Source organism: Provencibacterium massiliense (assembly GCF_900169495.1).
GTDB classification, from domain to species: Bacteria; Bacillota; Clostridia; order Oscillospirales; family Ruminococcaceae; genus Harryflintia; species Harryflintia acetispora.
The window spans coordinates 1289493-1301752 of record NZ_FWCH01000012.1; the positions used below are offsets into that span (position 1 = coordinate 1289493).

Genomic DNA, 12260 nt, shown 5'->3' on the forward strand with positions numbered 1-12260 from the left:
GTTCACCCCGAAGCCGACAGCCGGGCGCGCGGGCCCAAACTGGCCGATCAGGTTGTCGTACCGCCCGCCGAGCAGGACCGGCTCGCCGATCCCGGCAAGGTATCCCCGGAAGATCACCCCGGTGTAGTAGTCCGCCTGGCCGACCAGCCCGAGATCGATGAGCACATGCTCGCCGGGGTCCGCCCGCGAAAGCTCCAGGTAGAGCTGCTCGATATCATCCAACGCCCGGGCGGCCTCGCCCCCCTCGACCAGCGCTCTGGCCTGCGCCAGGATCTCGCTGCCGCCGAAGAGGCGGGGCAGGACCCACAGCGCCTGCGCTGCGCTCTGGGAGGCGTAGCCTTCCAGCAGGTCGCCAAGCGTCGCATAGCTCTTTTGGCCGATCAGCTCGCGCACCTGCTCCTTGACCTCCCAGGGGGCCTGCAGCTCGTTCATCAGGGCCTTGAAGAACCCGATATGGCAGATTTCCAGCCGGTAATCCGCCGAGAGCTCCCGCAGGCTCTCGGCCGCCAGCGAGAGGATTTCCAAATCACTTTCCCGTCCGGCGCCGCCGATCAGCTCGACCCCGGCCTGGGAAAACTCGGCGGCCTTGCCGCTGTGCTCGCGCGGGGTGGAATAGACCTGCTGGTTATAGTACAGGCGCAGCGGCAGCGGAGCGTTCTGCAGCTTGGTGCTGCAGAGCCGCGCAATCGGCACGGTGCAGTCCGGGCGCATACAGAGCATGCGGTTCTGCGAGTCGGTCAGCTTGGCGGTCTGCTGCGGACGCACCTGCCCATAGGAGGAGCCGAACACGTCGCAATACTCCAGCGACGGGGTCATCACCTCGCGGAATCCGTGTCGGGCATAGAGACGGCAGAGCTTCTCCTGCACCCGCCGCAAACTCTCACATTCCCCGAACAGCAGGTCCCGCGTGGAGACCGGCGTCACCTTGTCGTATCGCTTCATTTTGGCACTCCTTCGTCATACTTTAGTGTGCTAATATGCTATCATATGAAATTAAATCTGTCAACCTATTTTTAGTATAGCACACCCTCCCGGCAGGGTAAATCTTTTTTGGGCGCGCGACAGGACAGGGATCGTCAAAGAACGGGCCGCCGGCAATGCCGGCGGCCCGCGGATGCTTATTCTAAGACTTTATTACTGTGCTGTAAAATAGATGACGGTAAAGTCAAATTGCGAGGTTGCCGTCAGATTCGCATATGTTAACATATGAATCCCACTCGTACCGGAATTATCCACCACGCATTCTATTTTCGTCCCAAGCGCTATTCTCGGCCGAACCTGGCCGGTCACATTCGTAAAGTTTTTCGTATAGCCGCTCGTTCCTATAAAGCGGGCATTTCCGCCGTAAGCGGGAAAGGGCAGGCCGACCAAATCGACCCGGTCCGCCGCCGGCGCTCCCGCCACCGCAGAAGACAGCACCAACGCCACATGCGCTACCACCATGTTCCCGGTCTTACAATAGGTCCCGGTGCTGGTAGAATAAGTCGCCGTCCCCTTTTCCAGCTTCACTTGGAAGGTCCCTATTTGGCTTTTATTCAGCTTCTCTCCACTAAGTTTTACAAGCGCTCCCTCAACGGAGGTTTTCACTGGGAACACAGGAGAACTTACCATAATATCATTGGCTGTGAGCGTTTCCCGTGCCACAAACTTTCCGTCGGCCTCACTTTTGGTGTATCTCTCATCCAAGAGCTGTTCCACTTCCATAAATCTTCTGTCAGTCTCTTCTTTGGAGCATCTCTCCTCCAAGAGCTGTTCCACCAACACATTGTCCGCGTTGAAATCTTCCATCGTCGGCTTGTCGGCTAAAATCCACTGGTTGAATCCAAGACCCGTTTTGTTCGTACTCGACATCGTTTTTTCCTCCGTATCGTTTGTTTTTGCTTTCACCTACGGGAGGAAACGGGCGAGGATTAACCGTCCGCGTTTTATTATCTACACAGAACTTTCTATCCCACCGTCTCTTCTTGGTCAAACACCCGCAGAACCGGGCGGCCCTTCGTGCCATCCCAGCGCCAAATACGCTCAAAATCAAAACCCGCATAGCCCGCCTGGGTGCCCATCTGCTGCGCGCTCAGCGGCGGACAGCCGGTATTGACCCCCACGTTGCCGTAGACGTCGGTCCCCACACCGTGGGCGGCGCCCGAGGCGCTGCTCCAATAGTTTGCAGCGAACTTCGAGGCTCCCGAGGAGATGAGATAGCCCAGAATCCCACCTTGGGCGAAGCAGGTCGCGCTGCCCGGGCGCAGGATACCGTCAAAATAATTTCCGGTTAAAGCCGCATCGTTGCCGCTGCGGTAGCCCAGGATCCCGCCCAGATGGATGTGCTGGACATCTCCGACGGTGAGGGTCGCGCTGCTGTAGCAGTTCTGCAAGGTCAGCTCGCCCCCCTCGCTGTTGCCAAGGATTCCTCCCAGCCGCACAGTGTTCCCCTGCGTATCAAGTATACGGATATCCGCTTCACTAAAGCATTGTCTGATTTGGTTATCGCCTCTGCTCGATTGAGCCACGATTCCGCCGCCGATTAAACCCTGCTCCAGATTGAAGCTGCAGGATGCGTCGACCCCGAGGTTTTGGATCGTTGCCCCGCCGAGCTGGCCGAACACCCCGCAATATTTTGCGGACCCGGTCATTGTGAGGTTTTTGATCCGCCGTCCCCCGCCGTCGTAAACGCCGCGAAACGGCTGGTCAGACCCGACCGCAATCCAGTTGTCATAGACGGAGCAGTCAAGGTCGGAAACCTGTAAAAAATACTGACCGCTCTCCAGATGGCGGCTGTCGTTTATGTGCTGCAGCTGCTGCGGGGAAGCGACCAGGAAGGGGGAAGCCGCCGTACCCTCTCCGGCATAGAAGGCTCCTTTTGTCCCCGCCGCGCAGCCGCAGGTGGGCGGGAGCTCGAAGGTATGCTCCACCGTGCGCGCCCGGTCCAGGCCGCCGCGCCCGGACTGGACCTGCGCCGTCACCGCCAGGGTCCAGGTGCCCGGCTCTGCAAAATCATAGCGCAGCGGCAGGTGGACGCTGACCTCCCCGTCCTCCATGATCCGTACCCGCGCCTGCACCTCGGGTACGCCCGTGGCGGTGCCGCCCCCGTAAAGGGCGAAGATGTAATCCTGCGCCCTCGGTGAGCGGGTAAAGGGAATGTCCACCCCGTATTCGCTCGTATAGCCGCCCTCGACCTGCACGCTCACCTGCCCGGCGGCGGCCGCCGGGAGTGCCAGCAGCACCAGAAACCATATGCAGAGAAGCCCCTTTTTCATCCTGATCCCCTTCCTACAATTGACCGTTAGATAGGTTATCTTCCGGTCGCCAGGAGGCAGGGATAGAAGGGAAATCCGCCCGTTTCCCTTGCAAAGCCCGGAAAATCAGGATATAATTGGGGTATATAGAGGCTGCGTCGGCATGAAGGATGAACACCGTTCCAAAATTGCCCGGCGGCGGCCAACAGGATAACCTATCTAACGGTCATTTAAATACCAAGCGGCCCCCGCTCTTCTGTCAAGAGCGGGGGCCGCTATCTGTTTTTTAAGGTTACTGCTCTACCCTGTTCACGGCCATCATCGACCCGTCGCTCAGCAGCTCGATCGTGACGCCGTACTGCCCGCTCTCCGAAGTCGTGAGCGTGGCATCAATCGTCAGGGAGTCCACCGCATCGGGGGCGAGCGCTTCCGTATAGGTTTTGCCGGTATCACATAGTTAAAAATATTGGTGTCATTTAATCAATTTTGCCGATAAAGCGGTAGAAGATTTCTACCTCCTGTTCCCGGCTTCCGTCCTCACCTTTGACCGCTTCATGGACAACGATTTTTTCAATCAGCGTATTCAAAAGTTCGGCGGTCAGTTCTGTTGGATTGACGCACTCTTTCATCAAGGCAATCCATTTTTCTGCGTCTGCGGCGTTCTGGCTTTCAGTGGCGATAGCGGATTGAAGCTGTTCAATCTTTGTGTCCAGTTCAGCCTGTTCGCTCTGGTACTTCCCGGACAGCATAGAGAAGTTGTATTCTGTGATACGCCCCGCCGCCCAGTCCTCATACATCCGGGCAAACAGGGTATCGACTTCGGCTTTCCGCTTCTCCGCTTTGTTCAACTCTGCGGCTTGCTTCTTTCTTGCGGCGGCCTGTCCCTTGTCATTGGCATTTAACAGCCGCTTCAAAAGCCGTTCTTCATCATGCTGTACCAGCCCCGACCAGTATTGCAGACGGGAGAGGACATAGGCGTAAAGCACATCATAGCGGATATAATGCATGGAGCATTGGCGTGTGCCCTGTCCGTACTTGCTACAATGATAATGGCCGTAAGGCTTGCTGTTCTGCCTGTTCTCCCCATAGGACAACGACCAGCCGCAATCCGAACATTTTACCAATCCGGAAAAAATCTGTGTTGTACCGTCCTTGCATTTTCTGCGGCGGTTTGCTATCTGCTCCTGTACCTGCCGGAAAACCTGTTCGCTGATAATCGGCTCCTGCGTGTTCTCCACCCGCACCCATTCACTTTGGGGCTTGCGTATCCTCCGCTTGTTCTTAAAGGAAATGTTTGTTTCCCGGTAGTGGATGGTATGGCCGATATAGGTTTCGTCTTTCATAATGCTCTTGACCTGCGCTATCGTCCATGCGTAGCTTTTTTCCTCTGGCGCACCCGCATAGATGTTTGCGAAAGTCCCGTCACGCTGGAAGTTGATAAATCCCGGCGTGGGAACCTTTTCCGCAATCAGTATTCTTGTGATACTGGCCGCCCCTCTGCCATGAATGGCGAGGTCAAAAATCTTCTCCACTATCCAGCGGGTTTCCTCGTCGATTATCAGCTTGTTTTTGATTTCCGGGTGTTTCCTGTACCCGATGGGAGCATAAGCGCCGATACGCTGTCCTGTGGCAAACTTTGCTTTGAAAGCGGCCTTTACCTTGCGGCTTGTATCTTTCGCAAACCATTCATTGAACAGGTTTTTGAACGGGACAAAATCGGAAAGCCCTTTCTCTGTGTCCTCATTCTCCGCAACGGCGATGTAGCGCACCCGTTTTTCCGGGAACAGAAATTCCAGATAGTAGTCCATCATCACATGTTCCCGCCCGAAACGGGAAAGGTCTTTCGTGACAATGCAGTTTACTTTTCCGGCTTCCACATCGTCCATCATGCGCTGAAAATCCGGGCGTTCAAAGTTCGTCCCCGACCAGCCATCGTCCACATACTCACCGACTACATGAAGTCCCTGTTCCTTTGCGTACTGTTGCAGGATTGTCCGCTGTGTTTCAATGCTTACGCTGTCACCATAGTTTTCATCGTCCCGGCTCAATCTCATATAAAGCGCCGTGTTGTAAATCGTAGTATTGTAAGGTTGTTTCACCGTTAAAAATCCTCCTTCTTAAAGAAACAACCCACGCTTACAATACTTTTGCTCTATGGCAATTATATCATAAGCGTGGGCGTGTTATCAATGATGGGCTATCAGGTTGAAGCGGCTTTTTCTGCGGTATGCCGCACCACATCTACAATCAGATCACCGAGGGGCTTCCCGCCTGCGGCGAAGTGTTCGGAGATTTTTATACGGTTGTTCCCACATACAAAATACTGCGTGCCGTTCTCTGCTTGTATGACCTGCCCTGTCCGGGGCGTAAAAATATCGCTTTCGCTTTTTGCCATCCAGTGTCCTCCATATTCAGTTTTCAAGGTACAATGCCGCACAGGGGCGGCGAAAATTTCTGCTTATATCTATCACCTTTCCTTTACTGTGTGCCGCTGTTGCCGTTTCACCTGCGCCAGCACTTCCGGCGGGATACGGTCAACGAAATTGCGGAGATTGTGTAATTCGCTTTCCAGCGTTGCCCGTTCCATGCGGTCTTTCATCTTGCCTTGCTCACTGGCCTTTGCCCTTGCTTCCAGCTTTTTGTTTTCTTCCAGCAGGTCATTGATTGTGACCTTGTACTTTTTCAACTGCCCGGAGAAGTTCTCCATCTGCGGGAACCACTTTTTCAGCATGAAGAGGGCTTCCTCTTTTTTCTTTCCGGCGTTCAGCGGGTTAATGCCGTCAAGGGCGGCTTCAATGGCTCTGGCCTGTTTGGAGAGGGAAACCGCCTGTTTGAAAAGCCGGGTGGGGATATGCTTCCGGCCTGTCTTGCTGGCACTCTCCCCACGCTCCAAGTCGGGATATTTCACCACCATATAGGCGTGAAAATCGTCCTGCCACTTCGTCAGGTTTGCCCGGTTGCCGATAATCTCCTTTGCACACAGGCGGTTGTCCTTTGTCAGCGGAACAAAGGTCAAATGCAGGTGGGGCGTTTTCTCGTCCATGTGTACCACCGCCGACACGATATTTTCCCGTCCTACCCGGCCAATGAGGAAATCTGCCGCCCTTTGGAAGAACGCCTGTATCTCCTTTGGAGATTTCCCCTTGAAAAACTCCGGGCTGGCGGTTATCAGCGTATCGACAAACCGTGTGCTGTCCTTGCGGGTTCGGCATCCGGCCTGCTCGATACGGCTCTGAATGAAGTGGTAATAGCGTCCCTCCGGCTTGACGATATGGAAATTGTATTTGCTCCGGCTTGTGTCAATGTCGGGGTTACTGGCGTATTGTTCTTTCTGCCTTTCGTGATGGGCTTCCAGCGGCCTTGCCGGGTTGCCCTTGTGCTTCTCAAACCGCAAAATTGCGTGTTGTGCCATTCTGCTCCTTTCCCCATTCCTTTCCTATCCTGGGTTTTCCACAGGGAAAATCCTGCCAGAATTATCTCTGATACGATAGGAATGGAATGGATATAAATAAATCATTTTAATCTTTGTATTTCTATATACCGTCCGGTTTTCGTACTTTAGGGGGGCGGTTTCCGTACTTCAAGGGTACGGTTTTCAGTCCTCCGGCGTACCAGAACGGGATTTCTTGAAGTCGGTGTTTGGAACCGCTTCATAGGATTTTGGAAAAATGCGGTTGGGTTTTCCACAGCCCTGCTTCTGGATCTCCACCAGTCCGGCGTATTGCAGTTCCCGCAGGGTGTTCACCGCTTTCTGCCGCCCACAGTGGAGCAGGTCAACCACTTCGCAGATAGGGTAATACAGGAAAATCCGTCCGCAGTCATCCGCCCACCCATTCTTGCGGGATAACTCTGTCCGGCGCAGGATAAAGGTGTACAGAACCTTTGCCTCGTTAGACAGGGGCTTGAATGTGGGGGCTTCAAAGAGAAAATTCGGGAGCCGGGTGAAGCTGAACGCCTTTTCCGGCTGATGAATGTAAATCGTGTTTGTCATATCGTGTTTTGTGGACGGTTAGAAGCCCGTTTTCCGGGGCGGGCGATACTTTATACCACCTGCCCCGGTTTGGGGCTTGCGGAGCCTAATAAATCAAGGCTTTTTTCGCTCCTAACTGTCCACAGCAGACCTCCTTTTCCGTTCACTTTCTGTTTTCTGCCGCCTGTGAACTCTGGCGGCACAGCCGGGGCAGTATTTTGCCCGGTTGGATTTGGGGACGAACACACCGCCGCAGACCACACAGCGTTTCAAGTCCTTATCCCGGAAAATCTCCGCTTCCAGCGTCCCGTCCAGCGGCAAGACCGCCCAGCGGAACCACTTACAGCAGACCGAGAAAGAAACTGTCTGCGGGCAGGTGCAGGTGTCCCCATCATCAAGGACAATGCAGTTGCCGTCCTCACAGCAACAGCACTCCTGGCGTATCAGGCTGGCCGCCTGTTTCCTTTGCGCCGGTGTCATGCGGTAAAGGGAACCGTCCGGCCTGCGTTCCAGCGGCGGCAAGTCTTTATAGGGGTTATCTCTCATGCGTTCCCTCCATTTTGCTTTCCGTTGCCGTTCTCCCCGAAAAGGTTTCTTGCCCCATGCCTGCGGCGTGTTCCCAACAGGGGCCCCCGCAAAGTCGTCAGACTTTGTGGGGAGAGGAGCCGCAGCGGAGCGAGTGAGCTTTCGCCCTCTGGCGGAAGCGAATGATACGCAGCTTGCGGCGACGAGGCACGCTCCCCGCAACTTCGGGACAACTTGTCCCGAAGTGACCTCTGGACAAAGTGTCCAGAAGCTGGCTCCTTGCAGTGCTTCCCCAGCCGGGGTATTCCTTTTTGGACGGTCATTCTGTTTTCAAGGTGCTGTCCATCGATGAACTACCCTAAGTCTACACCTAAATGACCGCCCGTCCCGTATATCCGAAAGGTAGGAAATCGGCTTAAAAAACAGGCTATTTCCGTGCTCTCGGAATTATGGTAAAATAAACATAAAAATTGGCTTTCAAGCCATAGGAGGACAATAATCTATGAAAATCGGAATTTTATGTGCGGGTGACGAAGAACTCGCCCCATTTTTGCCCTTGATAAGCAACTGTAAGATAACGGAAAAAGCTATGCTGAAATTCCATGCTGGACAGATTGATAGTGTAGAAGTTGTCGCCCTGTTTTCCGGCGTGTGCAAAGTAAATGCCGCCATAGCCGCTCAGCTTTTGATAGATGTATTTTGCGTGGATATAATTATCAATTCAGGGACAGCGGGCGGTATGGAGCCAGAACTTGAAATATTCGATACAGTTATCTCCACAGAAGTTTGTTACCACGATGTAGCGCCAGACATTTTAACGGAATTTCATCCGTGGATGAATTCTGTGTTTTTTGTGGCAGACCCAAAGCTGATAGATATGTCAAAGTCTGCTGTTGACAAGCTTTCAACTTCTGGAAAGGTAGTTTGGGGCCGTATGGTAACGGGAGAATCGTTTATAACCGATGAGAGCCGGCAAAAAATAAACGATGAATTTGCTCCCTTGACGGTTGACATGGAAACTGCCAGTATCGCTCATGTCTGCTATGCAAATGACATACCGTTTATCGCCATTCGGTGTGTGACCGATACTGAAAAACACAGCGGAGTTGATAATTTTGACGGAAACTGTGCAAAAGCATCAAGTATTGCCAAAGATATTACGGTTGCTTTATTAAGAGAAATCAAAAAGTCGTGGTAAGATTGGATGATATTTTAGAACAGAGGACAGAGGGGGGGAGAGTATGGCCCTAACTATTCAAGAACGACTAAAAGACCTGCGTGTGGAGCGTGGCTTGACGCTGGAACAGCTTGCGGAACAGACGCACCTCTCCAAATCTGCGCTTGGCAGCTATGAAGCGGACGAGTATAAGGACATCAGCCACTATGCCCTTATTGAGTTAGCAAAGTTTTACGAAGTGACTGTTGATTATCTGCTGGGCCGTTCCCAAACAAAAAATCACCCAAACGCCGATCTTGCAGACCTGCGTTTGAGCGACGATATGATTGAACTATTGAAAAGCGGGCGGGTGGACAATTCCCTCTTGTGTGAACTGGCGACCCACCCGGATTTTCCCCGGCTCATGGCCGACCTTGAAATCTATGTGAACGGCGTAGCGGGAAAGCAGGTGCAGAGCGCAAACGCCATTGTGGACGCTGTGAGTGCAACGATTATGAAACAACACAATCCCGGCTTGACTGACCCACAGCTGCGACAGCTTATCGCCGCCCATATTGACGATGACAGCTTTTGCCGCTATGTGATACAGCAGGACATAAACAAGATAGCCTTCGACCTGCGGGAAGCCCACAAGGACGATTTTTTCAGCGTCCCGGAGGACAATCCTCTGGAAGATTTTTTGCAGACCGCAGAGGAAACCACCAGAGAGGACAGCGACCCGGAGCAGGCGGCTATGGCATTTATCTGTAAGCGGCTCAAGCTGAACTATGGGAAACTGTCAGAGGAAGAAAAGAAGTGGTTGAAAAAGATTGCACAGAAATCGGATTTGCTGAAAAATCCAAAGCCGCAGCGGGGACGCAAGTAAGAGAATAATAAATCAGATTATATGGAGGTATTGGTTATGAAAAAGTGGTTACTGATAATTTCAGCGACTGTTATTTGCGTTGCTGCCGCTTTTTTATATTTCTTTAGTTTAACTCCCAAAGGAGATACCATTACCAGCAGAGAAAGCATATTGAACACCGCAATTTCAAAAGGGAATGAATGGACTATCGCAAAAGAACTGGAACTTGGCGGTTATATCGTGAGTGGAGCATACAGTACAGATAATAAATCTACACTTGCTATCTTTGAACCAACAGGAAATGGAGACTACAAATTTAGTACATCAACAAACCGAAATAGTGATGAGATTATTGTCGGTGGCGTTGCAATAAACGGAGAATGGTATGATTTAATTTGGTTTAATGGTGCTAAAACAGAGTATGCTGAAATCACTTATACAATAAATGGACAAGTGCAAGATACATTGAGATACAACACAGATGATATGGATATTATCTCAATTAAAAACCCAGAAAAAGAGTATTCCATTCATGTGGCTTACTATGACAATGATGGAAATAAATACGAATAAATTGTTTTTCATCGAGAAAATAGCAAAGCCAGCCGAGCCAGTCAACGGTCAAGATGAACGGCGCATTTCATGCGCCGCCGTTGACAGTCCCGCCCGTCTTTGCTAAAGGGTAATCAAGGCGGGAAAGCCCTAAAATGGCTTCACACCTATTTCAATAATTGGAGGAGATAAAAATGAGATCAGAAAAGGAAGTTTATGATATTGTTTTGAATTTTGCAAAAACAGACAAACGCATTCGCATGGTTACTTTGGAAGGATCTAGAACAAATACAAATATTCCGCCTGATGATTTTCAGGATTTTGATATTACTTTTTTTGTTACGGATATGGACAGCTTCACAAGTGATGATAAATGGCTAGATATATTTGGTGAAAGGTTGATTCTGCAAAAGCCGGAAGATATGGAATTATTTCCAGCTGTAGAAAAGGGATTTTCATATTTAATGCTGTTTACTGATGATGTTAAGATAGATTTAACTTTGCTGCCGCTGGAACTGATAGACGAGTATTTTACATGGGATAAACTGGTAAAGTTACTGTTGGATAAAGACAACCGTATCGTAAAGCCGCCAATACCAACGGATATAGACTACCACTTGCAGAAGCCTACTCAAAGAATGTTTGACGATTGCTGTAATGAATTTTGGAATACTACAACATATGTAGTAAAGGGCTTATGCCGCAAAGAAATTCTTTTTGCTATTGACCATATGAATGATATAGTACGAAAAGAATTGCTTCGCATGATTTCCTGGCTGATTGGTATCAAACAGGGATTTCATTTCAGTTTGGGAAAAAACTATAAATTTATGAAGCAATATGTCCCAGAGGAATTGTGGGAACGACTTATGTCTACTTATAATATGGATTCCTATCCCCATATGTGGGAATCCTTTGAACAATGTATGGCATTGTTCCGGGAGGTTTCGTCAGAAGTGGCATGCCAGTTGGATTACCAGTATCCACTATATGATGAAAAAATCAGTAATTATGTGATTCGGCAAAAGAAAAAATATGGCATTGAAGATGATAACAAATAAAATTTTTTCAATCGAAAAAATTTATTTTGATTATTCAATTTTGAAAAACTGAATACCTCAAAATCAGAAAGAGCGCGGCCAAGCACTTTGAGGGATTGGCCGCCTTGTCCACCCATCCAGCGGGGCGGCGGGCGGCGGTCAAGGCCGGGTGTAACCCCGTTCATTTCAGCCTTGACGGTTGCCCGCTGTCCTGCTACTTTTCCGGGAGTGTGGCCACAACTTCGGGACACTTTGTCCACAAGTCGGAGCGTAGGACGAGGGACGGGGGCTTTCATATACGCCCTGTCTGCTGATGAAACCAGACCTGCGCTTGCGGCTCCACGCCACGCAAGCACAGCCCTGTTTTCTTGCCGCTTCAAATCTTGCCGCTTCAAATGCCCTTGCCCTCCCCGGCGGCAACGGCATTTTCACGACAACGCCGACAGAGCGTATAACACACTACACTTTGCTTCGCAAAGTCGTGTGCCAAATGGGGGCGTTGCCCCCTTTGGAAACCCCCACAAGAAAAGGCGATATGCTACCCCTCCACGGGGCGCATACCGCCTTTTCTTGTTATCCAGCCCTCCGGCTGTATTGGTTGAGCAAAAGTCAGCGTGGGATTGGTGTGGTATCTTTATCTAAGTGAACCCCCGGGCTCCCAGTCGGTCACGTCCTGAAAGCCGTGCCAGCTCATGAAGTCGTCCCCCATCCGAAGCCGCCCGCTGCAAAGGATGGTCCAGACCCCGTCGGCGGGCGTGTCCTTTGGCACGGTAAAGCGCAGCTCCCCTTCGTCCGGGTCATAGAAGACGCTTTCGGTGAACTGGTCCACCAGCTTCTGTCCTGTTTTCTCCTCCCCGCACCCGGCGAGTGGGATACACGCCAGCAGCAGGCCGAGCGCGAGGGCCAAAAGTCGTTTCAT

13 protein-coding genes and 1 pseudogene are annotated in these 12260 nt (G+C 51.5%); 4 read left to right on the plus strand and 10 right to left on the minus strand.

All coding sequences use genetic code 11. The features are described from left to right. From hisZ to B5477_RS11275, 8 genes and pseudogenes are all read right to left on the minus strand, one after another. Positions 1 to 942, minus strand: a pseudogene (hisZ, locus tag B5477_RS15375) (ATP phosphoribosyltransferase regulatory subunit); the annotation flags it as partial. Positions 943 to 1134: 192 nt separating this feature from the next. Further along, positions 1135 to 1851, minus strand: a complete 717-nt coding sequence (locus B5477_RS11245) for a hypothetical protein (RefSeq protein WP_079699781.1) — start codon at positions 1849 to 1851, stop codon at positions 1135 to 1137. A 95-nt stretch (positions 1852 to 1946) separates the two neighbouring features. Then, positions 1947 to 3254: a hypothetical protein gene (locus B5477_RS11250; RefSeq protein WP_079699782.1), complete on the minus strand. Its 1308-nt coding sequence runs from the start codon at positions 3252 to 3254 to the stop codon at positions 1947 to 1949. 455 nt (positions 3255 to 3709) lie between these two features. Beyond that, complete coding sequence (locus B5477_RS11255; RefSeq protein WP_435413791.1) at positions 3710 to 5332, minus strand: recombinase family protein; 1623 nt, start codon at positions 5330 to 5332, stop codon at positions 3710 to 3712. Positions 5333 to 5433: 101 nt separating this feature from the next. Next, entirely contained in the window at positions 5434 to 5628 is a 195-nt protein-coding gene (locus B5477_RS11260) for a hypothetical protein (protein ID WP_002334813.1), read from the minus strand. A gap of 72 nt (positions 5629 to 5700) precedes the next feature. Then, entirely contained in the window at positions 5701 to 6645 is a 945-nt protein-coding gene (gene mobV / locus B5477_RS11265) for a MobV family relaxase (RefSeq protein WP_008395975.1), read from the minus strand. Between the two features lie 183 nt (positions 6646 to 6828). Next, positions 6829 to 7224: a replication initiator protein A gene (locus B5477_RS11270; protein WP_008395976.1), complete on the minus strand. Its 396-nt coding sequence runs from the start codon at positions 7222 to 7224 to the stop codon at positions 6829 to 6831. 111 nt (positions 7225 to 7335) lie between these two features. Beyond that, positions 7336 to 7749, minus strand: a complete 414-nt coding sequence (locus B5477_RS11275) for a cysteine-rich VLP domain-containing protein (RefSeq protein WP_044930679.1) — start codon at positions 7747 to 7749, stop codon at positions 7336 to 7338. Positions 7750 to 8230: 481 nt separating this feature from the next. Here B5477_RS11275 and mtnN point away from each other — a divergent pair, with 481 nt between their 5' ends. The 4 genes from mtnN (at position 8231) to B5477_RS11295 (ending at position 11362) form a co-directional block, all read left to right on the plus strand. Further along, positions 8231 to 8926, plus strand: coding sequence for a 5'-methylthioadenosine/S-adenosylhomocysteine nucleosidase (gene mtnN, locus B5477_RS11280; protein WP_008395978.1), 696 nt, complete (start codon positions 8231 to 8233; stop codon positions 8924 to 8926). A gap of 43 nt (positions 8927 to 8969) precedes the next feature. Beyond that, a complete protein-coding gene (locus B5477_RS11285; RefSeq protein WP_008395979.1) occupies positions 8970 to 9770 on the plus strand; it encodes a helix-turn-helix domain-containing protein in 801 nt (266 codons plus the stop codon). A gap of 36 nt (positions 9771 to 9806) precedes the next feature. After that, on the plus strand, positions 9807 to 10322 hold the full coding sequence (locus B5477_RS11290) for a hypothetical protein (RefSeq protein ID WP_015573183.1): 516 nt from the start codon (positions 9807 to 9809) through the stop codon (positions 10320 to 10322). Positions 10323 to 10495: 173 nt separating this feature from the next. Beyond that, positions 10496 to 11362, plus strand: a complete 867-nt coding sequence (locus B5477_RS11295; RefSeq protein WP_001255868.1) for an aminoglycoside 6-adenylyltransferase AadE — start codon at positions 10496 to 10498, stop codon at positions 11360 to 11362. Here B5477_RS11295 and B5477_RS11300 read toward each other — a convergent pair. Together B5477_RS11300 and B5477_RS11310 are read right to left on the minus strand one after the other, a co-directional pair. After that, complete coding sequence (locus B5477_RS11300; RefSeq protein ID WP_032548332.1) at positions 11311 to 11736, minus strand: hypothetical protein; 426 nt, start codon at positions 11734 to 11736, stop codon at positions 11311 to 11313. The two genes, B5477_RS11295 and B5477_RS11300, sit on opposite strands and share 52 nt — an antisense overlap. Before the next feature lie 239 nt (positions 11737 to 11975). Beyond that, on the minus strand, positions 11976 to 12260 hold the full coding sequence (locus B5477_RS11310) for a hypothetical protein (protein ID WP_079699783.1): 285 nt from the start codon (positions 12258 to 12260) through the stop codon (positions 11976 to 11978).